This window comes from Halonotius roseus (assembly GCF_006861655.1).
Taxonomy (GTDB): Archaea; Halobacteriota; Halobacteria; order Halobacteriales; family Haloferacaceae; genus Halonotius; species Halonotius roseus.
In genome coordinates this window covers 727,901-749,107 of record NZ_SESI01000002.1, presented here as the reverse complement: position 1 = coordinate 749,107, position 21,207 = coordinate 727,901, and the positions used below count along the sequence as shown (strand labels likewise).

The window sequence follows — 21,207 nt, the reverse complement described above, 5'->3', positions numbered from 1 at the left end:
CGTCCCTGAGAACCGAGGAAACGCGCAACCTGAATATCCCCTTCGGGGAATCCTCGCCCTTTAGCGCGGGGAGGATGTCAACCCCAGAAAAGCCTTAACCGATCGCTCGCGTACCTTCGTATGCATGCTGCTCGTCCTCTGTATCGACCTCGATGATGATGTCGGCCGGAAAACCGACATCGAAACCCCGGTCGTCGGCAGCGATGCGGTTCGGGAGGCCGCCATCGCCCTGGCGACCGTCGATCCGGAGGACTCCGATCTCAACGTCATGTTCCAGGGGCTCTCGACATACGATTCGCTGCAGGCCGAGGACGACGAGGCCGTCGAGGTCGCTGTCGTCACCGGTGTCGAGGGCAACGATGTCACCGCCAACCGCACCATCGGCGACGAGATCGACACGGTGCTGGCGGGCCTCCAGACCGGCGAGGAGGTCAGCGCGATCGTCATCACCGATGGAGCCCAAGACGAGTCGGTGATCCCGATCATCCGCTCGCGGATGCCGATCGACGGCGTCCAGCGCGTCGTCGTCCGGCAGGCCCAGAACCTCGAATCGATGTACTACACCATCAAGCAGGTGTTGGCCGATCCCGAGACCCGCGGGACGATCCTTGTGCCGCTCGGGGTGCTCCTGTTGATCTACCCGATGGTCGTTATCGCCGGCGTGTTCGATGTTGCCGGCGCGGTCGTCCTCGGCCTCCTGTCGGCTCTCTTGGGCCTCTACACCCTGTTCCGCGGTCTCGGTCTGGAGGACAGCATCGACGCGACCGCCGACCGGATTCGCAACGGGCTGTACGCCGGCCGGGCGACACTGATCACCTACGTCGTCGCCCTCGCGCTCGTCATCGTCGGCGGCGTCCAGGGCGTCTCACTCGTCGAGACCGTCACGGCAGCCGGCGACGATGCGGGTGCCATCGTCACCACCGCCGCGGCCTTCGTCCACGGCTCGGTGCAGTGGTTTGCGGCCGCCGGGATCACCAGCAGTCTCGGCCAGGTCACCGACGAGTATCTCGCCGATCGCTTCCGATGGCGGTATCTCAACGCGCCGTTTTATGTCGTCGCTATCGCCATCGTCCTCTACGGGCTGTCGGGCTTTCTGCTCCCGGATATCGCGGGGATCGCCGCCTTTACCCTCCCGGATCTGGCGATCGCGCTCACCGTCGGGACGCTGTTGGGCGTCCTCAGCACGCTCACCTTCGCGGTTGTCGAATCCCGGTATCCGGCGACGCCGGAACCAGCCTGATCAGCCATTTGCGACCGCTGTCGGCTACCGATCGGCCAGCAGCTCGCTCGCGGTCACGAGCGCGTCGAGTTCGAGATCATGCTCGGCCAACGCCTCGGCCGCGCCCTCTTCGCGGTCAACGACGACGAGCACGCGGTTTACGACCGCGCCGGCCTCGCGCAACGCTTCGGCGGCCTCGACCGCCGAGGTGCCGGTCGTAGCGATATCCTCCAGTACGACGACCTCCTCGCCCTCGTCCAGCCGGCCCTCAATTCGGTTACCCGTTCCATACTCCTTGGCCTGCTTGCGGGCGATCACGTAGGGTCGACCGGTTTCGACGGCGGTCACCGCGACCAGCGGCACCGCCCCGAGGGCGACGCCGGCGAGCTTCGGTTCGTCGATTTCGGCGGCAAAGGCCTCCGCAATCAGTTCCAGACACTCCGGGTTGGTCTCGAAGAGGTATTTGTCGACGTAGTAGTCGCTGGTGCCGCCGTGGGAGAGTTCGAACTCGCCGTACTGCACCGCGTCGGCGTCGCGTAAGGCATCGATGAGTGCCTGATTGGTCATACGCGCACTCGGCCAGCCGGCGGCTTAAACGGGGTGGATCTCCGTGTTCCCCCGCAGCTGCGACCTACTCCGCCCGCTCATCCAAAACGTGAACGTGTCGCACCAGCGATCCGTGCACCCGTCGCTTGAACCGTTTCTCGACAGTCCAGCCCGCTTTTTCTGCGGCATCATCCCACGCTCGATCGGCGACGACAACCGCTCGCGGTGCGATCCGCCGGGCCTCCCGGAGCGCGCCACCGACCAGCTCATCCAACTCGTGGCGGGCGATCTTTGATTGGCGGCCGTAGGGGGCGTCGAAGACGACCGCGTCGGCAACATCGTCGATCAGGGCGAGCGCGGTCGCGTCGCCGCGGAGGACGCTCACGTTGCCGTCGAATCCCTTGTCGGTCTCCTCGCGCAGCCCCGCCAGATTCTCCCGGCTCCCGCGGGCCATCTTCCACTGGGCGTCGATGCCGATCACGTCGCTGCCGACGAGGCCGGCCTCCAACAGCAGCCCGCCGGTGCCGCACATCGGGTCGACGACCGTGGTTTCCGGGCCGGCTCCCGCGATGTTCACGAGCGCACGCGCATCGAGCGGGGCCATACTCCCGGGCTGGACAAAGGGGCGATCCGTGGGTCGTCGCTCGCCGTAGTCCCGCCGGCTCTCGACAGCGAGCCAGCCGATGAGGCAGCAGTTGTCGTTGTCATCGTCTGCGCCGTTATTGTCATCACCGTCTGCGCCGTCATTGCCGTCACCGTCTGCGTCGTCATCGTCCACGCCGTCATCGCCCGCAAACAACACCCGCAGTTCGTGGTCGGGATTGTCGAGATCGACCGCAAAGCCACGGTCGACGAGGACACCGCCGAGCTGCCGTTCGGCCGCTTGCGTGCTCACGCCTGTTTGGCTTCGCACATCACGGGCTCGCACGGCAACCGACCCCTCGCGGTCGATCTTCGCTGCTCGGAGCGCGGCCGCCGCGGCCTCGATATCGGCGTCGGTTGTGGCAATGAGCTCGCTGGCGGCATGCGTGTAGGCGAGTCGCCGGACGCCCTCGGTGTCGATCCCGCGGGCGGTCGCCACCCCGCCGGCAACGACATCGACTGCACTCGCGGCCGAGCCGGCCTCGTAGGCCGCAAACGCGTCCTCGTCGCCGGCGAGTTCCAGACAGTACACGCCTCGGTACAGTCGTAGATCGCGTTTCAGCGTGTCGATTCTGGGGCCCGCAGCTATCGCCCAATTCGGTGTCAGCCATCGTCCAACCCGGTGTTCTCTTGTCGGTTCGCCCGTCACTCGGTGTATGGTGCTCCCCGCTGTCGACCTCGGATGGTGGTTGCTTGCGGTGCTCTGCTATGGGGTCGGTGACTACGTGACAACGGTCGTCGCTGTCCGGCGGTATGCGGTTGTTGAGGCAAACCCGGTCGTCAGCCGACTGCTCTCGCGGCAGCCCGGGCCGATCGGCTTTGCCGCCCTCAAATTCGCCACGCTGGCGGTCACGTTTGCGGGCTATCTTCTCATCGCCGACAGCCCGATCGCGGTCGGGGTTCCGATCGCTGTCGCGGCCATCGGCGTCGTTGTAACCGTCTCGAACCTCCGGGCGATCAGGGGGAGCCGTCGGCTGGATGAGCGGGTCAACTGAGTCGATCGCTGCTCTTGTCGTCGCGTTGCCAAACGACAGATTCGACATCCCCCGGGGTCTGTATCTAAGTATGTCGGTGGCTGGATCGTCGTTGTCGGCCGCACTCACCCTGCAAGCAGCCCCGAGCCCGACGGCCATCCTCGGCACCGTCGGGCTGTTGGCACTCTTTTTGTCGATCACAGCCCACCTTGCAGCCCGGAACGTCCTCGGCGATGTCGCCGTCATCAAGGCACTCGGTGTCGGCGTCGGCCCCGCGGTTGTCTCGACCGGAACGGCGTTGCTGTCGCTGCCGGGCCCGCTTGGGATCCTTCTCGCCCTCGCTGTCGACGCGGTGGCGATCCAGCTGCTCTATCGGCAACCACGCCGAACAACCGGGTTGATCACCGCGATCCACGCGATCATCACGGTCATCCTCGGCACGGTCGTCGGCGGAGCGGTGATCCTCTATATGAGCGCGCCGGGCTGATCTCACTGCCCAAACTGTCCCGCAGCTATTCGACGAGGCGTTCGATCTCGGTCACCAAAATCCCGGTCGCGCCCGCGGCCTTCAGATCGTTGATGACCTCGAAGACCTCGCGTTCGTCGACGACGACGTGAACCGCCAGGTCGTCGCTGCCGGCGACATCCATCACCGTCGGCCCGCCGAGTCCTGGGATCACATCTTTGACGGCCTCTAGATCCTCGCTGGCGACGTTCATCATCAGGTACCGCTTGTCGTCGGCTGCCAGCACGGACTCAAACGCCGTCACGAGCTGTTCGACCTTCTCGTCGTCGGCTGTCTCGGGGCGAGCGAACAGCCGCACCGAGCTGTTCAACACCTCGTCGATGATCGCCAGTCGGTTGACCGCGAGCGTCGTTCCCGTCGAGGTAATATCGACGATGGCGTCGGCCATCTCGACGTGCGGCGTCAACTCAGTCGCGCCCGTGACCTCGACGATCTCGGTGTCGATGTCCTGTTCGTCGAAATACTCGCGGGTGACGCGCGGGAACTCGGTGGCGACGGTTTTGCCCTCCAACTGTTCGGGCTCAGTGATCTCACCGTCCTCAGGAGCCGCCAAGACGAGCCGGCACTGGCCGAACTCAAGATCGACCAGTTCGTCGAGGTCGGTGCCGGACTCCCGTTCCTGATCGACCCCGGTAATCCCGACGGCGGCCGCGCCGTCGGCGACGTACTCCGGGATGTCGGCGGCGCGGGCGAACAGCACGGTCACGTCGGGATCGACCGTCTCGGCGTAGAGCTTCCGCTCGGCCCCATTTTCGATCCGTAACCCGGCGCGTTCGAGTAGTTTCACCGTCGGCTCGTGGAGACGCCCCTTGTTGGGCACGGCGATGCGCATACTCGCTTCTCTCGGTGACAGGGCAACTGTCTTTCCCTCTATACGTGACAGTCTTTGACTGCGCAGTTGTATCAAAAACGTAGATGTAGAAAGCCCTCGGCACTCTCGACTCCCGCGGCTCGCTGCGCTCCTCACTCGCGTTGCTCGTTGCGGTGCTTACGTCGCCGGGGTTCGTCGAGAGTGCCTCGCCCTTTCAGTCCGCCAGGAAGTCGGTTACTCGGCTGGTCGAGCGGGAATGTGGAGCGGAACCGCTATGGGGCCGTCGGCCGCAGTCGGATGTATGATTGCTGCGGCCGCCATCCCGCTACAGGCCACCATCGATCCGTTGTGGTTTGTCGTCGCCGCCGTCGTCCTGTTTCTGGCGTTGGCCGCCCTCGGCCCACGGGTGTCGCTGTCGCTTCGGGAGACGCGGTCGCCAACGACCGACGAGCAGGAGAGTCTCGATGCGTTGCTCGCGGCGGTCGATATCGATCCGACGGCGATCCACATCTCCGAGACGGCCGATCCGTCGTCGATCAAGATCTCGCTTCACGGGCTGCCGGGTCGCCGCCAGCTGTTGCTTACGGAGGGATTTTTTGACAGCCTCGATGACGCGACGGCGACCGCGTTGCTGACGGCCGAAGCCCAGCGCGGCCGCCTGTTGTATCTCGAATACCGCGCGTTTGCCGCCGCGGTCGTCATCGGTGTCGCCACCGCGATGTTCGGCGGCTTGATCGCGTTTTCAAACGGGCTGTTCGTCATCGCGGCTGCCGCGCTCGTCCTCTTCTGGATCGGTCGGCAACTCCAGTTCCGCGCGGATCGAGCGGCCGCCGACCGCGTCGGTGCCGACGCGCTGGCCGACGCCTTCGAGGCGGTCGCCGATCACCGTGGCGTCGAGCCCGAGGGGGCGACGTGGCAGACGTATTTCGAGGTGCAGCCGCCGCTCGGCCAGCGGATCGACCGGCTGCGCGCGGGCGAGTGACCCACTGTTCCGCCGGATAGTCGGCCTACTCCCCGTCTCCGACAGCCTGCCAGAGTGAGTCAGTCCGCGTGCGGACGCCATTGACGACGAGTTTGAGAACAGCTTCGAATTTGCTCGACCACGTCCGATTCTCACCGGGCGTCGCGGCATCCGGTGGCGGATGGAAGTGATCCCGGTCGTTGTGCTCGTTCGGATGTCGATCCCATCGCTGAGACCACGTTCGATCCGGCCAGTCTTCCTGATAGTGAATCCTGAAATCGCCGTTCGTGTACCAGCGAATATCCAGAAACCGACGGTCGATCCGAGTGGGTGTGGCTGCCGCGGTCAGTGGTGCCTTCAGTTCCGTCTGTCCGTCAGCAATGACGATTTCCGCGGTCTCGATCTGTGGCGCGGTACGAAGCCGATCCTGAATCGCTTCGAGGACAGCACGGTCGACCTCGGGGACACGCTCCTCGCCAGTCATTGCCGAACCGGCGGACTCGAATCACCCGCTTGGAGCTGTCGGGCTTGTTCGTGTCGCCGAAGTTCCGAGCGCGCCGTTTGCCAGTCGGTCAGCTCCGCGAACGCGGTTTCTGTCGAAATATCGCCCGGTGGGGTCAACGTATCCACCTCGGTCGGATTGTCGGCATCGTACCGCTGCTCGTACGTTTCAATCTGTTCGGTCAGCGACTGCACCTGCGATTGCAGCTCCGCAGCCGGTTTGCTCGCAAGCTCATTGATCCGACGCCACTCGAAGTACCGATCATTGCGCTCGTAGGTCGGTGGCTCGCCATCGTGTTCCGTGACAACGCCGAGCTTCGCGAACCACGCCAGATACTTCCGGGCGGTCTTGGGATCGCAGTCGGCGTCGTCGGCCACGGTCTGGGCTGTTGTCGGCTCGCGGGTCTGGATGACGGTGTTATACACGCGCTCCTCGGCGGAGGTCGCCGTATCGAAGGGGTTCTCGAAGGGTGGCGGCGCGTCACCGCTGTTGCTCATGGCTGGTGATTCCGTCTGCAGAGATATAATTCTTTGTCACAGATTTATTTCCTTTCGCCGCCAAGTCGCCCCGATTAAGAGACCGGCCCCGCAATCGCCGGTATGACCGATGCAGCCGACACCGTCGTCATCGAGGGCGGGCATGTCCTCACACCCGACTTCGAGGTGCGCGAGGCCGACGTACTGATCGACCGCGCGGCCGGCGAGGTGATCGCTGTCGACGATGATCTCGGTGGCGACGAAACGCTGGATGCGACCGACTCGCTGGTGATGCCGGGGCTCGTCAACGCCCACACCCACGTCGCCATGACGCTGCTCCGCGGCTACGCCGACGACAAGCCCTTGGATTCCTGGCTCCAGGAGGACATCTGGCCGGTCGAAGCCGAGTTGACGCCGGAGGACATCCGTGTCGGCACCGAACTCGGCCTCGTCGAGTTCATCAAGAGCGGGATCACCGGCTTCGCCGACAGCTACTTCGAAGTCCCCGAAATCGCCGCCGCGACCGAGCAGTCGGGTCTCCGCGCCAACCTCTGTCACGCGTTCATCAGCGTCGGCAAGGACGACGAAGGAGCCCGCGCCGACGCGCAGGAGGGCCTCGATATCGCCCGCGAATTCGACAGCGCGGCCGACGGCCGGATCACGACCGCGCTGATGCCGCACTCGCTGACGACCGTCGAAACCGAGTATCTGGAGGAGTTCGTCCCGCAGGCCCGCGAGGCCGGCGTTCCGCTGCACTTCCACGCCAACGAGACCGAAAACGAGGTCGACCCCATCGTTGACGACCACGGCGTCCGCCCGCTCGAATACGCCGACGACCTCGGGATGCTCACCGAGGACGACTTCCTCGCCCACTGCGTCCACGTCGACGAGACCGAGATCGACCTGCTGGCCGAAACCGGGGCGAGTGTGATCCACTGCCCCGCATCCAACATGAAACTCGCAAGCGGGATCGCCCCAATTCAGGAGCTGCTTGACGCCGGTGTCAACGTCGGCCTCGGCACCGACGGCGCGGCCTCGAACAACGACCTCGATCTGTTCGACGAGATTCGGGACGCGGCGATGCTCGGCAAACTCGCCCGCGGCGACGCCCGCGATGTCGCCGCGGAGTCAGCGGTGCGGATGGCGACCGAGGGCAGCGCGTCGGCCATCGGCCTCCCGGTCGGCGAACTCGAAGCCGGCGGGACGGCCGACATCGCTGTCGTCGATTTCGACGCGCCGCACCTGACGCCGGTTCACGACCACGTGAGCCACCTCGCCTACGCGGTTCGCGGCTCGGATGTTCGCCACACGATCTGCGACGGCGAGATCCTGATGGAAGACCGCGAGGTCAAGACGCTGGACGAAGCGGCGATCCGCGAGAAGGCGAGCGAACACGCCGCCGACCTCGTTGGGCGCGCCGAGTAATTCGTTCGCGCCGAGTAACCGGCTTCGGTACCGTTTTCACCGCCTGACGTGATGAACGCGTATGAGCACATCAGCGTATCCACCGGTCGCGTCCCACCTCGACGACCCCGAGGACGCGGCGTCCGAAGGTCGCCGCAAGATGGACTGGGCGCTCCAGCATATGCCCATCCTCCAGTCGCTCCGCGAGGAGTTCGAAGCCGAGCAACCGCTCGCCGGCGAAACCGTCGGGATGGCGATGCACGTCGAAGCCAAGACGGCCAACCTCGTCGAACTCCTGGCACTTGGCGGTGCGGAGGTCGCCATCACCGGCTGTAATCCCCTCTCAACGCACGACGACGTGAGCGCGGCCCTCGACACCCACGAGAACATCACCTCCTACGCCGTCCGCGGCGTCGACGACGAGGACTACTATGCGGCCATCGACGCCGTCATCGACCACGAGCCGACGATCACCGTCGACGACGGGATGGACATGATCGCGGCGATCCACGAGGATCACCCCGACCTCATCGACACCATCGTCGGCGGCTGTGAGGAGACGACGACCGGCGTCCACCGCCTGCGCGCGATGGACGACGACGACGCGCTCGAATACCCGGTCTTCGCGGTCAACGACACGCCGATGAAGACGCTGTTCGACAACGTCCACGGCACCGGCGAATCCTCGCTGGCGACGATTGCGATGACGACGAACCTCTCCTTCGCTGGCAAGAACGTCGTCGTCGCCGGCTACGGCTACTGCGGGAAGGGCGTCGCCAAGAAAGCCTCGGGCCAGAACGCGAACGTCGTCGTCACCGAAGTCGACCCCCGGAAAGCCCTCGAAGCCCACATGGAAGGCTACGACGTGAAACCGATGGAAGAAGCGGCCGCCGACGCCGACCTCATCCTGACGACCACCGGCAACCGCGATGTCGTCGTCGACAAGCACTTCGACGTGATGCCTGACGGCGTTCTGCTGGCGAACGCAGGCCACTTCGATATCGAGATCGATCTCGTTGCCCTCGAAGAGAAGGCCGTCGATGTCTACGAGGCCCGCGACGGCGTTGAGGCCTACGAGCTGCCTGATGGCCGCCGGCTCAACGTGCTGGCGGAGGGTCGACTCGTCAACCTCGCCGCGCCGATCGCCCTCGGCCATCCCGTCGAGGTGATGGATCAGAGCTTCGGCGTGCAGGCGGTCTGTGTTCGGGAACTCGCAGCCAACGGTGCGGCCTACGATGCGGGCGTCCACGACGTGCCTGACGACCTCGATCGGGAGATCGCCGAGATCAAACTCGATGCCGAGGGCGTCGCCCACGACTCGCTGAGCGACGAGCAACGCGAGTATCTCGACAGCTGGGATCACGGAACGTAGTCGGCGGGACGCCGTCGCCCGCGGCTCGCCGCTGGAACCGTCGCACTTTTGGCCTCGCTCGCAGCACTACAGGTATGAATGTCGGTTGGGCGTATCTCGGGCTGGCCGCCATCTGCGTGATCGTCGGCGCGTATATGGCGATGATCCAAGGTCGACTGCTCGGTGATATCGTGATGCTCGTCTCTCTCCCGTTGATCTACATCGGATCGACGACCCTCGCCGCCGGCGATGTCGCCGAGAAACTGAGCGAAAACGCCATCGGGAGTAGCACGGGGTCAACCGACGAGTCCGACGAGCCGTGAGCCGACGGCCGTATCCTTTTGCGTTCACCCGACTATTCCTGGGTATGTACCACCCCCGACGACTGCCGGCGACGACCTCTGACCACCAACAATGAGTGCCAACCGCAAGGGCGATCGCCGGGAACGCGAACTTGTGAACCAACTCGATGAGGCCGGCTTCGCCGTGATGCGCGCACCCGCAAGCGGGAGTGCGACCGACCGCGACCTCCCGGACGTGTTGGCCGGCAACGACGGCCGATTTTACGCGATCGAGGCCAAATCCTCCAGCGGCGATCCGATCTACCTCTCCGGCGAGGAGGTCGAAGCCCTGATCTACTTCGCCCAGAACTTCGGCGCGAAGGCCCGGATCGCCGTTCGCTTCGATCGGGAGGACTGGTATTTCTTCCATCCCGGCGATCTCTACACGACCGACGGCGGCAACTACCGCGTGAAAAAGGAGACCGCCCTCGCCGATGGCACCGATTTCGATGAGCTTGTCGGCCACAGCGAGCGGACGACGCTTGACGATCTCTGATCGCCCGGCGACGAACCCCCGGCCGGATCGGGACGGCCGTTCCGCCCGTCGCTGTCGGCGGTTTCGAAGCCCTTTTGCGCCGGCCTATAGAATCCGGGGTATGGAAATCGACGCGGAACTCCGCCGGCAGATCATCGCGTCGCTGTTTGCCGTCGGACTGTTCCTCGTGAGTCTTGTCGCCATCGGCGTCGTGTTCAACGGGGCCGACGGCTTCGATCCAACCGGCGGCTTCGCGCTTGTCGGCGCGCTCGCCGGCTTTGTCCTGTTGATGGCCGCCGTCGGCTTCGGCCTCGCCCGCGCCGACGACTGATCGACCCCTATTCCTTTACTCGCTGTCGACCCCTGCTGTTTGCTCTCGCCAGTCGACAAGCCCCTCGCCGGTCGCCTCCAGTCGCTGTTGGTAGTACGCCAGCGGATGGCCGGCGACCTTCCAGTGGTCGTCCTCGTTGTGACAGATCCCGTAGGTGCTCAGCGTTTCACAGGATGGCGGCGGGTACTGTGTGCCGCGGTCGGCCTGCAGATACTCGATCTGGTAGCGGATCCCCTCGGGATCGAGTGAGGATTCGCCACAGAAGGCGACGATCTCGTCGGCATCCATCCCGATCCCGGTGAGAAACGCCATCAGCGTGAACTGCTCGATCGGTTCGAGTTCGATCCCCTCCTCGGCCTTCTGTAGCAGGTTCTCGATACACGGCGGGAACAGCTCGCGGGCGACGAAATCGATCTCGCCGACCGTCGGGCGTTCCGACAGCAGCCGCCGGAGCTCCGTGAGCTCCCCCGCCAGCTCAGCGGCGATCCCCTCATCCTCGTCGAGGCCCTCGAAGGGCAACCCCTCGGCGACACGCCGGCGGATCGCCGCCCGTAGCAGCCGAAACAGCTCCGCGCGGTCGACCCGTACCTGCCCGTCGCTGAGCTCGCGGTTGACCAGCCGCCAGTCGTCGCCCAGGCCAGTTGCAAGATCGAGATACGTCCCAACCCCGATCTGAAACCACTCCGGGGCGGCCGCCGGCTGCGGCGTGTCGGCTTCGGGCGTGATCGCCCCATCGAGTCCGAGCTCGCTAATCAGCGTTGCCCGATCAAGGCTAGCGTCTGGCGTACTCCGGAGCTCGCTGCCGGCGGCGTCGAGATCCGCCTTGAGCCGCTCGATCGCTGTCTTCGCCTCCGCGGCGGCGTACTTTTCGATCGCTGCCGGTGAGTCGAGCAGCGAGACAAGAATGCGAGCGATCGGATACGACAACAGCTCATCTTCGAGCCGCCACTCGTCGGGTGTTTCGGTGTCGACACGGCCGGACAGCAGCGCGCGTTCGACCCGCTCGCGGCCGCGGTCGACGGCCGGCTCGTCGTTGGCGACGAGCGTTCCCAGATCGACACCCGTCTCCGTGACGGTCTCCCGGGCCGCAGCGAGAAACGGATACCGGGCGTCTCGTGGGGTGATCGCCATCGTACGCCGTCTTCACAAGCGGGGTGAATAAGCCCGACGGTCAGCGTCGTTGGGAGACTGTTCTGGTACGACATTGCGCGAGGGTAGAAAGCCCTCGGCTCTCTCGACCACCGAAAGCCTCGCTCCGCTCGGCTTTCGAGGTTCTGCTCGCTCACGCTCGCAGAACTCCCGGGACTCGCTGCGCTCCTCGTCGTTCGCAGTGCTCACTCCTGCGGTGCTTGCATCGTCCGGGTTCGTCGAGAGAGCCTCGCCCTTTCAGTCCGCCAGGAAGTCGGTTGTTCGATTGGCCGATCCACCTGTTTGCTCTTCGTATTTACACGCCACCGCCACCGGTGACGTAAACTATAATCACCGCGCGCCGAACTATCGGTCGTGCCGCGTTTCAGCTACCCCTGTCCCGGCTGTCGGACGACAAACAGCCTCCATGAGCCCGACTGCCGGTTTGAGGGGACGCCGTGGCCCACGATCGAGAAGGCCTACATCGATTCGCTCGCCGTTTTGACCGCCGAGGAGCTCACCGAGGAGGAGCTTCGGGCGACCGTCGACAGCGAGTGGAGCGACCGCCATACCGCCGCGCTGGCGACGCTCAAATCGCTCAACCGGATCGAGCAGGCCGACGATGGCACCCTCCGGCTGCTGACGGCCGCCGAGTACGCCGAACAAGTTTCGGAACCCTCGATCGAGCCGATGGCGACGATCTACGAACACGGCTCGGTGCCGGGCTGTCACGACAACGCCGTCTTTGCGATGATCGCGTGGTACGAGATGGTCGATCTCTCGTGGCCGGAGACAAAGGAGAACGTCGTCACGTGGCTCCGGGAGTCCGGCGCGTGGGATCGCGGCGGCTTTGAGGAGTCCTCGCCGGAGGAACTCGTTGAGAGCAAACGCCACGTCTACGAATCGGGCTACGGCTGGAAACAGGCCGGCCAGGAGGCCAAAGCCGTCATCGACCGCCATCTCGGGTAGCGCTGTCTCGCCACGCTGTGCTGTGGTCCCAGTCAAATCTCCAGTCGAAGCGGGGCCGAAGGAAACGCCTTTGATCGCCCAACCCCCGACACCAGTTAATGAGGCATCCCGCCGGTGAGTCGCCGTGAAGGTCGTCGACGCGATCCCGGAGTTCGCCGACGCCTTCGGCTTCGAGGAGTTCAACCGGATGCAGCGGGAGGCACTGCCGGTCATCTTAGAGACCGACGACAACGTCGTCGCCAGCGCGCCGACCGCCGCCGGCAAAACCGCGCTGGCCGAGCTGGCGATCTGTCGCTGCCTCCGGGACGGTGGCACCGCGCTGTTTGTCGCACCGATGCGCGCGCTCACGAACGAGAAGGAAGCCGAGTGGGATCGCTTTGAGGAGCTCGGCTACTCCGTCTACGTCGTCACCGGCGAGCGCGATCTCAATCCCCGACGCGCCGAACGCGCCGACATCCTCGTCATGACACCCGAAAAGACGGATTCCGCGACCCGCAAACATGACTCCCCGCGCTATTCCTTTATCACCGATGTCGACTGCGTCGTCATCGACGAGGTACACCTGCTTGACTCGGAGGGTCGCGGCGGCGTTCTTGAGGTGACGATCTCGCGGCTCCGGCGGCTCTGCGCGCCCCGGATCGTCGCGCTGTCGGCGACGATGCCGAACATCGAGGACGTGGCCGGCTGGCTTGACGCCCCGCCGGAGGCAACCTTCGAGTTCGGCGAGGAGTATCGTCCGGTCGAACTCCACACCGATGTGCAGACCTACAGCCACGGCGATAACGCCTTCGCCGACAAATACCGCCGGCTCTACGCCGCTCTCGATAAGGTCGAGCCACATCTCCGCGAAGACGGCCAAGCCATCGTCTTCGTCTCCTCCCGGCAGGATGCGGTGCGGGCGGCCGCGAAAGCCCGCGATGAGATCGCTGACCGCGACATCCCGATGGGTGCCCGCGGAGACTACGATTTCCACAACGACGCCAAAGAACTCAATAACGACAGCCTCCGGAAGGGCGCGCCTGACGGTGTCGCCTTCCACCACGCCGGCCTCGCCAAAGACGACCGCAACAAGATCGAGGAGTGGTTCAAGGACGGCAAGATCCAGCTCCTGTTTTCGACGTCGACGCTGGCGTGGGGCGTCAACCTCCCGGCCCGCTGTGTCGTGATCCGCGATACCAAATACCACGACCCGCTGGAGGGCGAAGTCGACATCAGCCCACTCGACATTCTCCAGATGCTCGGCCGCGCCGGCCGGCCCGACTACGACGACGTGGGCTACGGCTGGGTGATCTGCGACCGCGACGACGCCGACAAATACCGGCGACTGCTTCGGGAGGGCAAGGAGATCGAGTCCCGCTTGGCCGACGATCTCGACGCCCATCTCAACGCCGAGATCGCGCTGGGGACGATCCGCGATCTCGACGACGTGATGAGCTGGCTCGAAACGACGTTCTACTACCAGCGGGCCCACGCCGATCCCGACGCCTACGACCCTGAGGGGCTCCGCGAGCGCGTGCGGTCGACGCTGGAAACGCTTGTCGACCGCGGCTTTGTTGACACCGACAGCGATCTCGGTGTGGAGGGCACGCAACTCGGCCGCCTCGCCTCAAACTTCTACCTCCGATTGTCGACGGCCGTCCGGTTTGCCGATCTCGTTGAGCGCGATCGCCTCTCGGTCGATGCCGTCCTCGACGCCGTCGCCCGCGCCGAGGAGTTCGACAGCGTCTCCGCCCGACAGGCCGAAACCGATGCCATCGACGAGGTGCTCGGCGACACCGATACCGACCTCGAAAACGGTCACCGGAAAGTCCTCGCTATCTTGCAGGCGAGCATGGACGATCGAGTTCCCTCCGGCCTCCGTAGCGACGCGTGGGTGATCAAACAGAACGCCCTCAGACTGCTCGCCGCACTCCACGCCTTCGCCGACCGGTTTGCCGGCCCCCGAGCCGCTAATCTCGTCCGGCGAATCGAAGCCCGCGTTGAACACGGTGTCTCCCGCGAAGCAGTCGGCCTGACCGCCATCGACGGCGTCGGCGCGGGCCGCGCGGAAACCCTCGCCACCGGTGGGCTGACGACCCCCGGCGAGATCGTCGCCGCGGGCGTCGATGAACTCACACGAGCGGGCCTCACGGCCGGCGTCGCCGAACGCGTCGTTGACGCGGCCGGCGAGTTGCCACGGATCACCGTTGAGTGGGGCGAGTTCCCGAGCACTATCGCCCGCGGCGACAACGAGATGTGCGAAATTACTGTGCGGACGACTGCCGGGAGCGCGGCCGTCGGGGTTCGCGTGACGGTCAACGGCGTCGAGATGAACGAAAAGCGGTGTTATCTGAGCGACGAAACGGCGGTACCGGTGGGTGTGTTCGGGGCCGACGAGGATCTGGAGTTCACCGTCGAGGTGACGTTCCCCGATCTGCCGTTGCCGCCGGTGCGGGCGAGTCGGTCGGTGACCGTGGAGTAATCGGTTGGTGACGGGGAGTCCGGTTAGCGGCCGTCTTCACAGCGATCTGGTGTCGTATGATTGTTGGAGTAATACTTTTCTTGTATTACACCGTATGTTCAATTACTCATGCCTCGCGTTACCACGAAAGGCCAAGTCACGATACCTAAGGATATCCGGGAGGCTCTCGGCATCGAACCGGGTGACGAGATCACGTTTGAGGAAAAAGAATCGGGGTACACGATACGGAAAGACCCCCCGACGACGGCCGATGGTGATGATCCGTTCACCAAACACCGTGGTCGTGCCGACAGTGCCGACTCGATGCCCGAGCGGATGCGTCGACTCCGCGGTGAGTACCCTCGTGACGTGAGCGATGCTGAATCCGGGGGCGACACGTGATCACCGCGGTCGATACGAACGCGCTGCTCGCCCTGCTGTACGACGACGAACACGCCGACGCCAGCGAGTCGGTTCTGCGCCGCGCCTATCAGGATGGTCGGGTCGTGATTTCGCCGATCGTCTACGCCGAACTCGCTGCCGACGGCCATTTCGAATCATCTACGGCCCTCGACGAGTTCTGCGACGACCTTCGATTGCAACTTGACGAGCCGTCACAAGAAGCCCTGTTCCGTGCCGGCGTAGCCTTTCAGGAGTACACTGACCGCCGACCGGACGGGTTGCAGTGTCCGACGTGCGGGTTCGACCAGACGGTTCCCTGCACGGAGTGTGGCACCGCGCTCGCTCCGCGGCAGCATATCGCCGCCGACTTTCTCATCGGCGCCCACGCTGTTGTCGACTGCGACCGCCTGCTTACATTCGATACCGCGTTCTACGATACGTATTTCCCGGCCGTCACCGTCAGACCCGAGTAGTTACACGCGGCCTATCCCCCGACTCCCGTCCGGCGTCGGATCTCAGTGCGAAGCTCTTCGACCCCATCGACACCGACATCGGCCGCCGAGAGGTCGGTGTCGTCGTTCGGGCCGCTCCGGTAGGCGATCACCGTCATACCGGCTCGCTTCCCGGCCTCGACGCCGTTTTTCGAGTCCTCGACGACGAGGCAGTCAGCCGGATCGATGCCGAGGACGCCGGCCGCGTGCTCGTAGACATCGGGAGCCGGCTTCCCCTCGCCGTCGATATCCTCCGCGCTGATCGTCGCATCGACCGCGATGTCGAACCGGTCGGTGACGATCTCGTGCCACGCCGGCGGCGCGGAGGTGACGATAGCGACGGTGACGCCGGTGGCTCCGAGTTCCCCGCGGAGATCCTGAAACCCATCGAGTAGCGAGACGCGCTCGCGGTAGATCTCGCGGGCCGTCTCATCGAAGATATCGATGAACTCCTCCTTGCTGACCTTGGTCTCGTAATTCGCGTCGAGATAGTCGTAGATCTCCTTGTAATTCATCCCGGTCGTCTCGTCGAGATCCGGATACGTGCCGGCGAGCGTCGCCGGAAAGATGTGTTCCGGCTGGGCCTCGTGCCAGTACCGCTCGGAGTCGACGATCACGCCGTCCATATCGAACAACACGGCCCGGCTCCTGCGTTCGGAATCGCTCATGGTGGCCCGTCATCGCCTTCACCTAAAGACTCTCGCCCGTATCTTTAGGGCCGAAGCCGCGGCCACGCCGGCCCATGGCCGACCGCACCCGCATCCTGACCGGCGACTGCACCGTCGAGTTCGAAGGCAGCCGCGACCGCACCCAACGCGGCCACGTGGTCATCTTGGTCAAACCCGACCGAACGGTGCTCGTCCACGACGCCGACGGCTACCAGCCCGTCGCGTGGCTCACCCGCCCTGACGAGGTCACCGTCGAACACGACAGCGAGGGGTTCAGCCTCACCGCCGCGGCCGACGGTCAACAGCTCTCGGTTAGCTCCCACGACGTTGCTGGCGTCGAGTCGTTCCCGGTCTCCGAAGCCGGCGTTCCCGTCGGCGACTGCCCGCTCTGCACCGGCCAACTCGTCCGCACGCGCGGCGAGGTTCGGTGTCTCGACTGCGCCGAGCAGTACGGCCTGCCGTCGGGGGCAACCGTGCTGGATTCGGCCTGTCCAGACTGCGGCCTCCCACAGATCCGCGTCGAACGCGGGGAGGCCTTCGATCTCTGTGTCGATTACGCCTGTGAGTCGCTGTCGGCGGCCGTCCGCGAGCGGTTCGACGAGGCCTACGACTGCCCGGACTGTGGCGCGCCGCTGCGCGTTCGTAGCCCGGACGGCCGGCTGTTTTTCGGCTGTGACGACTACCCGGACTGCGAAACGTCGTTTTCGTTCCCGGCCGGCGTTGTCACCGACACCTGCGAGTGTGGACTCCCGCGGTTCCGCACCGCCTCCGGCGAGCGGTGTCTCGACGGCACCTGTGAGCATGATCGCCCGGCCTCGGAGACAGCGTCTGCCTGAGCGGCCCACGGCTCGCCAACCACTGTCCTCGTCACTCGCTGCCGTCGAGATCGCTCTCAGCCAGCGGTCGCGCCGACTCCCAGTACCGACCGTGTCGATCCGCCGCCCAACTCTCGACTGCTGGGTCGTCGGTGTCGACGGCGGCCTGTAGTCGCCCGTTCTCGTCCCGCAACAACAGACTCACCGTGTCGTCGGCAACCGTCACCGCCAGCGGAATCGCGCCCTCGACGACACGAATCGTCGCGCCGTCGGCGGCATGCAGCTGTTGGAGCTGCCCGCGCAGCCCGGTCTCGTGGGCGACCGCATCGATCGCCGACGCGGCAAACACCCCTTCGAACTCCCCGCCATCGGCGACCCACTCCGCGACCGCGGCCAGCGTCTGCTCGTTAAACGCATGCGAGAAGATCCGCACGCGGTGTGCCGCCTCGATCAGCTCGATCACCCGACTGATCGGCGCGCTCGGCCGGGTTTGGGTTGGCGTCGTAATCGTTGCCTCGCCCAGTCGTTTCAGGTCAAAACCGAGGTCGTCGGCCGGCAGCCACTCGCTGATCTCCCGGAGGTGGAGCTCGGCGGCAAGGCTCTCGGAGAGTTCGGTCAACCCCGCGGCGACGAGCCGGCCGGTCGCCGTCGCCGTGTAGCCGGCCTCGGTCGCCCGTACCCAGTTCCGTTTCTCAAAGTCTCGGAGAATCCGACCGAGCGTTGGCTGTGAAGCACCGGTCTCAGCCGCCAACGACTGCCGATCGTGTGGGGCCTCGGCTACCAGCGTCAGCACGTCGCCGCGGTTGGCTGACCGCGCAAGAAACTCCATCTCTTCGAAGACCCGATCCATACTCCGTCTTCCCTCCCTGGTCGCAAGTCGGTTTCGGCTCTCTTTCATACCGTGAAAATATCTCTCTGTGTGCGCCGACTGCACGCTACGGTTGGCCGTCACGACCCAACCGATTGTCCCGCCGTGCAGCGGTTTCTGGATTGGTTTATGCCTGTTCGACCCCTCCGTTTGGGTATGAGCGATCTTATCTCTTCCACGCTATCTCTCCGCCCGGTTGCCGGATCGGAGGCCCGATGAAACTGGATACTCACCGCTGGACGGCGGCCTTCCTCGCGGTCAGCGTCCTGTTTGGCGGCACGTTCGTCGCGGCGAAGGCTGGCCTGGCTGACGTGCCGCCGTTGCTACTCGTTGCGGTGCGGTTCGATCTCGCCGCGCTCGTTCTCGGTGGCTACGTCCTCTACACCCACGATGTGCGCGATCTCGTTCCGCGAACCCGCGGCGACATCGCGGGGATTCTCGCCGCCGGTGTCTTTGCGATCGGCCTCGCCAACGGGCTGTTGTTCCTCGGCCAGGGGTCGGTCACCAGCGGCGTCGGCGCGATCCTCTTCGCGCTCGTGCCGATCTTCACGCCGCTGTTCGCCGGCGGCCTACTCAGCGACGAACGGCTCTCGACGACCGGCGCGGTCGGCACGCTCGTTGGCCTCGTCGGCGTCGGTATGGTCATCGAGCTCACGCCGGCGACGTTGCGGGCGACGCTGTCGGGCGGCGCGGCGATCGTGCTGGCGGGCGCGGTCAGCCTCGCGCTCGGCACGGTGTTGATCCGCCGCTCCGCGCCGCGGCTGTCGAGTACGGTTCGCACCGCGTGGGCCCTCCCGGTCAGCGCGGCGTTGCTCCACGCGCTCAGCCTCGGTGCTGGCGAGTCGGTCGCGGCAGCAACGTGGACGCCATCGGCACTCCTCTCGGTGGCCTACCTCGGCGTCTTCGCGGGCGCGCTCGCCTACATCCTGCATTTCAATCTGCTCGATGCCGTCGGCGCCACCCGATCGAGTCTCGTCTTCTACGTCAGTCCGGTCGTCGCCACGCTCGGCGGCTGGCTCCTCCTTGGGGAGTCGCTGTCGGCGATGACGGTCGCCGGCTTCGGCGTGATCGTCGTCGGCTTCGGGATCATCGGTGCGCCGGAGTTGGCCCCGCTGGCCCGCCGGGGTCGCCACCGCCTCGCCGAGTGGCGGCGGACTCACGGCTACGGCCGCGTCGACAAGGGTCGCTACAGCGGCGAGTAGGGAACCCGCCGACAGCCCGCGCGCCGGCGGCGGGGCGACGGGAAAGGCCTATTCACCTTGCCGCGTTGAGTCCTCCCAATGACCGACCACGTAGACGTTGATTTCGGCGACAACGGGCTTGTCCCGGCGGTCGCCCAGGACGCCGACTCGAAGGACGTGCTCATGCTCGCGTACGTCTCACCCGAAGCCCTCGACAAAACGATCGAGACCGGCCGGGCCCACTACTACTCCCGGAGCCGCGATGAGCTCTGGGAGAAGGGCGCGACCAGCGGCCACACCCAACAGATTCGAGAGGTGCGAGTCGACTGCGACGCCGACACGCTGCTGTATCTCGTCGAGCAAGAGGGCGGGGCGTGTCACACCGGCCACGAGAGCTGTTTCTACCGCACCATCGACGGCGAGAACGTCGGCGAAACTGTCTTCGATCCCGACGCAGTCTACGAATAAGATGGCTCCAACCGAGATCGAATCCCCGCCGGCTGTCGCCGAGGAGCTTCGCGCGGCTGCCGACCGCGTGGCGGCCGCCGAAGCCGCCATCGCCGACCACGGCGAGGACAGCGTCGAGGCCGCCGCGGACGCCTACCGGAACGCGACACGGCTGCTTGATAACTACGAGGACAGCGCGACCGGCACCGGCGATTTCGGTGCCTATCTCCAGTTCCAAACCGAGATCCTGACGCTCGTCGATTCGCTGCCCGACGACACCTTCGCGGCCGATGCCTTCCAGCGCGTCAGCGATCGCCTCGACAAACGCCGGCTGAACGAGGCGGATTTCGAGTTTGCCCGCGAACAGATCGAGACTGCCGGCGAGGCCGTCGAGCTGCTGGAGGAACGGGAGGCCGCGATCGACGCCTATCGGACAGCCCGTGGCGACGCCGAGAAACGGCTGTCTGAGCTCCGCGAGGAGGCTGACCGGCTCCGCGACCTCCAACGCCTCGCCGACGTTGATCTCGAGGTCTCTACGGAACCGCTGCGGGAGCGCGTCGATGAGTACAACACGGCCGTTCGAACCGCCTTCGAGCAATTCCGCGACACTCGTCCGGCCCGTGAGCTGTTCGAGCTCCTCGGCGACGCGGCTGACCGTCCGCTGGTCGGCGTCGACCGTCCGCCCCGGGATCTTGTCGAGTATATCGACACCAAACCTGTCGGGGCCGAGCCGCTGGCCGAACTCGTCGAGTACGCCGACTACTCCCCATCAAAACTGGAGCATTACGTCGATGATCCCGGCGCGCTCCGCACCAGCGTCGCCGTCCACCAAACCTACCTCGACCGGCTTGATGCCGAGGCCTTCTGTGTCGGGTGGCCGCCCGCCGAGGCTGCGACGTTGCGCACTCGGCTTGATGAGTTGGCACCGTTTGTTCGCCGGCTTGAGTCTGTGTTCGCGGACGACGACAGCGGCGGTGATGCTGTTGACGACAGCGACGATCTCGACGATGCCGATGACACCACCCCGAACATCGAGGCCGCCCGCCGCCGCCTCGCCCGCTTTACGCGCCGCGACGAGTACGAGCGGCTCCGCGAGGTCGCCGTCGCCGAACACGAGCTGGATGATGATGAGTACGACCGGGTTGCAAGCGGGGCCGTCGACGACGATCTCGCGGCTGTCACCGACGCGATCAGCAAGATCGACGCCGCACTCGATGAGACCGCGATCGACTGATCGCC

Annotated in this window: 25 protein-coding genes; 17 read left to right on the top strand and 8 right to left on the bottom strand. The window is 65.4% G+C overall.

From position 1 onward, the window contains the following. The first annotated feature begins 124 nt into the window (after positions 1-124). On the top strand, positions 125-1,240 hold the full coding sequence (locus EWF95_RS09855; RefSeq protein WP_142443884.1) for a DUF373 family protein: 1,116 nt from the start codon (positions 125-127) through the stop codon (positions 1,238-1,240). 24 nt (positions 1,241-1,264) lie between these two features. On the opposite strand, the gene pyrE is transcribed toward EWF95_RS09855, so the two are convergent. Together pyrE and EWF95_RS09845 are read right to left on the bottom strand one after the other, a co-directional pair. Then, complete coding sequence (gene pyrE, locus EWF95_RS09850) at positions 1,265-1,786, bottom strand: orotate phosphoribosyltransferase (protein WP_142443883.1); 522 nt, start codon at positions 1,784-1,786, stop codon at positions 1,265-1,267. Positions 1,787-1,850: 64 nt separating this feature from the next. Further along, the gene (locus tag EWF95_RS09845) at positions 1,851-2,939 is read right to left on the bottom strand and encodes a THUMP domain-containing protein (RefSeq protein WP_142443882.1); all 1,089 of its coding nucleotides are present in this window, start codon (positions 2,937-2,939) and stop codon (positions 1,851-1,853) included. A 124-nt stretch (positions 2,940-3,063) separates the two neighbouring features. Between EWF95_RS09845 and EWF95_RS09840 the strand changes: the two genes are divergently transcribed. Both EWF95_RS09840 and EWF95_RS09835 read left to right on the top strand, forming a co-directional pair. Then, positions 3,064-3,402 carry a DUF5658 family protein gene (locus EWF95_RS09840; RefSeq protein ID WP_142443881.1) on the top strand — a complete coding sequence of 113 codons (339 nt, stop codon included), beginning with the start codon at positions 3,064-3,066 and terminating at the stop codon, positions 3,400-3,402. 70 nt (positions 3,403-3,472) lie between these two features. Beyond that, the gene (locus tag EWF95_RS09835) at positions 3,473-3,868 is read left to right on the top strand and encodes a DUF7473 family protein (RefSeq protein WP_142443880.1); all 396 of its coding nucleotides are present in this window, start codon (positions 3,473-3,475) and stop codon (positions 3,866-3,868) included. A gap of 25 nt (positions 3,869-3,893) precedes the next feature. Here the strand turns inward: EWF95_RS09835 and hisG are convergent, their stop codons facing one another. Then, positions 3,894-4,739, bottom strand: a complete 846-nt coding sequence (gene hisG, locus EWF95_RS09830) for an ATP phosphoribosyltransferase (protein WP_142443879.1) — start codon at positions 4,737-4,739, stop codon at positions 3,894-3,896. A 280-nt stretch (positions 4,740-5,019) separates the two neighbouring features. Between hisG and EWF95_RS09825 the strand changes: the two genes are divergently transcribed. After that, positions 5,020-5,700 carry a peptidase gene (locus EWF95_RS09825; protein ID WP_142443878.1) on the top strand — a complete coding sequence of 227 codons (681 nt, stop codon included), beginning with the start codon at positions 5,020-5,022 and terminating at the stop codon, positions 5,698-5,700. 25 nt (positions 5,701-5,725) lie between these two features. On the opposite strand, the gene EWF95_RS09820 is transcribed toward EWF95_RS09825, so the two are convergent. Both EWF95_RS09820 and EWF95_RS09815 read right to left on the bottom strand, forming a co-directional pair. Further along, complete coding sequence (locus EWF95_RS09820) at positions 5,726-6,163, bottom strand: hypothetical protein (RefSeq protein ID WP_142443877.1); 438 nt, start codon at positions 6,161-6,163, stop codon at positions 5,726-5,728. Further along, positions 6,160-6,678, bottom strand: a complete 519-nt coding sequence (locus EWF95_RS09815; protein WP_142443876.1) for a DUF7342 family protein — start codon at positions 6,676-6,678, stop codon at positions 6,160-6,162. Before EWF95_RS09815 ends, EWF95_RS09820 begins: the two co-directional genes overlap by 4 nt. Before the next feature lie 102 nt (positions 6,679-6,780). Between EWF95_RS09815 and EWF95_RS09810 the strand changes: the two genes are divergently transcribed. The 5 genes from EWF95_RS09810 to EWF95_RS09790 all read left to right on the top strand — a co-directional run bounded on the left by EWF95_RS09810 (position 6,781) and on the right by EWF95_RS09790 (position 10,559). Then, on the top strand, positions 6,781-8,082 hold the full coding sequence (locus tag EWF95_RS09810) for an amidohydrolase (protein WP_142443875.1): 1,302 nt from the start codon (positions 6,781-6,783) through the stop codon (positions 8,080-8,082). Positions 8,083-8,143: 61 nt separating this feature from the next. After that, positions 8,144-9,433: an adenosylhomocysteinase gene (locus tag EWF95_RS09805; protein ID WP_142443874.1), complete on the top strand. Its 1,290-nt coding sequence runs from the start codon at positions 8,144-8,146 to the stop codon at positions 9,431-9,433. Between the two features lie 74 nt (positions 9,434-9,507). Next, positions 9,508-9,735, top strand: a complete 228-nt coding sequence (locus tag EWF95_RS09800) for a hypothetical protein (protein WP_142443873.1) — start codon at positions 9,508-9,510, stop codon at positions 9,733-9,735. Positions 9,736-9,826: 91 nt separating this feature from the next. After that, positions 9,827-10,249, top strand: a complete 423-nt coding sequence (gene hjc / locus EWF95_RS09795; RefSeq protein ID WP_142443872.1) for a Holliday junction resolvase Hjc — start codon at positions 9,827-9,829, stop codon at positions 10,247-10,249. Positions 10,250-10,349: 100 nt separating this feature from the next. Then, a complete protein-coding gene (locus EWF95_RS09790; RefSeq protein ID WP_142443871.1) occupies positions 10,350-10,559 on the top strand; it encodes a DUF7472 family protein in 210 nt (69 codons plus the stop codon). Positions 10,560-10,574: 15 nt separating this feature from the next. Here the strand turns inward: EWF95_RS09790 and EWF95_RS09785 are convergent, their stop codons facing one another. Next, on the bottom strand, positions 10,575-11,684 hold the full coding sequence (locus EWF95_RS09785) for a DNA primase large subunit PriL (protein ID WP_142443941.1): 1,110 nt from the start codon (positions 11,682-11,684) through the stop codon (positions 10,575-10,577). Between the two features lie 378 nt (positions 11,685-12,062). Here EWF95_RS09785 and EWF95_RS09780 point away from each other — a divergent pair, with 378 nt between their 5' ends. From EWF95_RS09780 to EWF95_RS09765, 4 genes are all read left to right on the top strand, one after another. Then, positions 12,063-12,656, top strand: a complete 594-nt coding sequence (locus tag EWF95_RS09780) for a DUF7474 family protein (protein WP_142443870.1) — start codon at positions 12,063-12,065, stop codon at positions 12,654-12,656. A gap of 124 nt (positions 12,657-12,780) precedes the next feature. Further along, positions 12,781-15,117, top strand: coding sequence for a DEAD/DEAH box helicase (locus EWF95_RS09775; RefSeq protein ID WP_142443869.1), 2,337 nt, complete (start codon positions 12,781-12,783; stop codon positions 15,115-15,117). A 108-nt stretch (positions 15,118-15,225) separates the two neighbouring features. Next, positions 15,226-15,498, top strand: coding sequence for an AbrB/MazE/SpoVT family DNA-binding domain-containing protein (locus tag EWF95_RS09770; protein ID WP_142443868.1), 273 nt, complete (start codon positions 15,226-15,228; stop codon positions 15,496-15,498). Next, positions 15,495-15,971 (top strand): type II toxin-antitoxin system VapC family toxin, encoded by a 477-nt coding sequence (locus EWF95_RS09765; protein ID WP_142443867.1) that lies wholly within the window; start codon positions 15,495-15,497, stop codon positions 15,969-15,971. Before EWF95_RS09770 ends, EWF95_RS09765 begins: the two co-directional genes overlap by 4 nt. Before the next feature lie 11 nt (positions 15,972-15,982). Here EWF95_RS09765 and EWF95_RS09760 read toward each other — a convergent pair whose 3' ends face one another. Next, positions 15,983-16,657 (bottom strand): HAD family hydrolase, encoded by a 675-nt coding sequence (locus EWF95_RS09760; protein WP_142443866.1) that lies wholly within the window; start codon positions 16,655-16,657, stop codon positions 15,983-15,985. A 74-nt stretch (positions 16,658-16,731) separates the two neighbouring features. Here EWF95_RS09760 and EWF95_RS09755 point away from each other — a divergent pair, with 74 nt between their 5' ends. Continuing rightward, positions 16,732-17,493 carry a topoisomerase DNA-binding C4 zinc finger domain-containing protein gene (locus tag EWF95_RS09755; RefSeq protein ID WP_142443865.1) on the top strand — a complete coding sequence of 254 codons (762 nt, stop codon included), beginning with the start codon at positions 16,732-16,734 and terminating at the stop codon, positions 17,491-17,493. A 31-nt stretch (positions 17,494-17,524) separates the two neighbouring features. Here EWF95_RS09755 and EWF95_RS09750 read toward each other — a convergent pair whose 3' ends face one another. Further along, positions 17,525-18,322 (bottom strand): helix-turn-helix transcriptional regulator, encoded by a 798-nt coding sequence (locus tag EWF95_RS09750; protein ID WP_142443864.1) that lies wholly within the window; start codon positions 18,320-18,322, stop codon positions 17,525-17,527. 233 nt (positions 18,323-18,555) lie between these two features. Here EWF95_RS09750 and EWF95_RS09745 point away from each other — a divergent pair, with 233 nt between their 5' ends. The 3 genes from EWF95_RS09745 (at position 18,556) to EWF95_RS09735 (ending at position 21,202) form a co-directional block, all read left to right on the top strand. Next, entirely contained in the window at positions 18,556-19,542 is a 987-nt protein-coding gene (locus tag EWF95_RS09745) for a DMT family transporter (protein ID WP_142443863.1), read from the top strand. 78 nt (positions 19,543-19,620) lie between these two features. Then, positions 19,621-19,989 (top strand): phosphoribosyl-AMP cyclohydrolase, encoded by a 369-nt coding sequence (gene hisI, locus EWF95_RS09740; RefSeq protein WP_142443862.1) that lies wholly within the window; start codon positions 19,621-19,623, stop codon positions 19,987-19,989. A gap of 1 nt (position 19,990) precedes the next feature. After that, positions 19,991-21,202, top strand: a complete 1,212-nt coding sequence (locus EWF95_RS09735; RefSeq protein WP_142443861.1) for a DUF7118 family protein — start codon at positions 19,991-19,993, stop codon at positions 21,200-21,202. Positions 21,203-21,207: the final 5 nt, after the last annotated feature.

What these genes read in the sequence shown, in the direction of transcription:
- EWF95_RS09815 (WP_142443876.1), bottom strand. Translation starts at nt 6,678, where the DNA reads ATGAGCAACAGCGGTGACGCGCCGCCACCCTTCGAGAACCCCTTCGAT.
- EWF95_RS09770 (WP_142443868.1), top strand. Translation starts at nt 15,226, where the DNA reads ATGCCTCGCGTTACCACGAAAGGCCAAGTCACGATACCTAAGGATATC.
- EWF95_RS09760 (WP_142443866.1), bottom strand. Translation starts at nt 16,657, where the DNA reads ATGAGCGATTCCGAACGCAGGAGCCGGGCCGTGTTGTTCGATATGGAC.
- EWF95_RS09855 (WP_142443884.1), top strand. Translation starts at nt 125, where the DNA reads ATGCTGCTCGTCCTCTGTATCGACCTCGATGATGATGTCGGCCGGAAA.
- EWF95_RS09840 (WP_142443881.1), top strand. Translation starts at nt 3,064, where the DNA reads ATGGTGCTCCCCGCTGTCGACCTCGGATGGTGGTTGCTTGCGGTGCTC.
- EWF95_RS09820 (WP_142443877.1), bottom strand. Translation starts at nt 6,163, where the DNA reads ATGACTGGCGAGGAGCGTGTCCCCGAGGTCGACCGTGCTGTCCTCGAA.
- hisI (WP_142443862.1), top strand. Translation starts at nt 19,621, where the DNA reads ATGACCGACCACGTAGACGTTGATTTCGGCGACAACGGGCTTGTCCCG.
- hisG (WP_142443879.1), bottom strand. Translation starts at nt 4,739, where the DNA reads ATGCGCATCGCCGTGCCCAACAAGGGGCGTCTCCACGAGCCGACGGTG.
- EWF95_RS09735 (WP_142443861.1), top strand. Translation starts at nt 19,991, where the DNA reads ATGGCTCCAACCGAGATCGAATCCCCGCCGGCTGTCGCCGAGGAGCTT.
- EWF95_RS09755 (WP_142443865.1), top strand. Translation starts at nt 16,732, where the DNA reads ATGGCCGACCGCACCCGCATCCTGACCGGCGACTGCACCGTCGAGTTC.
- EWF95_RS09805 (WP_142443874.1), top strand. Translation starts at nt 8,144, where the DNA reads ATGAGCACATCAGCGTATCCACCGGTCGCGTCCCACCTCGACGACCCC.
- EWF95_RS09800 (WP_142443873.1), top strand. Translation starts at nt 9,508, where the DNA reads ATGAATGTCGGTTGGGCGTATCTCGGGCTGGCCGCCATCTGCGTGATC.
- EWF95_RS09835 (WP_142443880.1), top strand. Translation starts at nt 3,473, where the DNA reads ATGTCGGTGGCTGGATCGTCGTTGTCGGCCGCACTCACCCTGCAAGCA.
- EWF95_RS09790 (WP_142443871.1), top strand. Translation starts at nt 10,350, where the DNA reads ATGGAAATCGACGCGGAACTCCGCCGGCAGATCATCGCGTCGCTGTTT.
- EWF95_RS09825 (WP_142443878.1), top strand. Translation starts at nt 5,020, where the DNA reads ATGATTGCTGCGGCCGCCATCCCGCTACAGGCCACCATCGATCCGTTG.
- hjc (WP_142443872.1), top strand. Translation starts at nt 9,827, where the DNA reads ATGAGTGCCAACCGCAAGGGCGATCGCCGGGAACGCGAACTTGTGAAC.
- pyrE (WP_142443883.1), bottom strand. Translation starts at nt 1,786, where the DNA reads ATGACCAATCAGGCACTCATCGATGCCTTACGCGACGCCGACGCGGTG.
- EWF95_RS09745 (WP_142443863.1), top strand. Translation starts at nt 18,556, where the DNA reads ATGAAACTGGATACTCACCGCTGGACGGCGGCCTTCCTCGCGGTCAGC.
- EWF95_RS09750 (WP_142443864.1), bottom strand. Translation starts at nt 18,322, where the DNA reads ATGGATCGGGTCTTCGAAGAGATGGAGTTTCTTGCGCGGTCAGCCAAC.
- EWF95_RS09810 (WP_142443875.1), top strand. Translation starts at nt 6,781, where the DNA reads ATGACCGATGCAGCCGACACCGTCGTCATCGAGGGCGGGCATGTCCTC.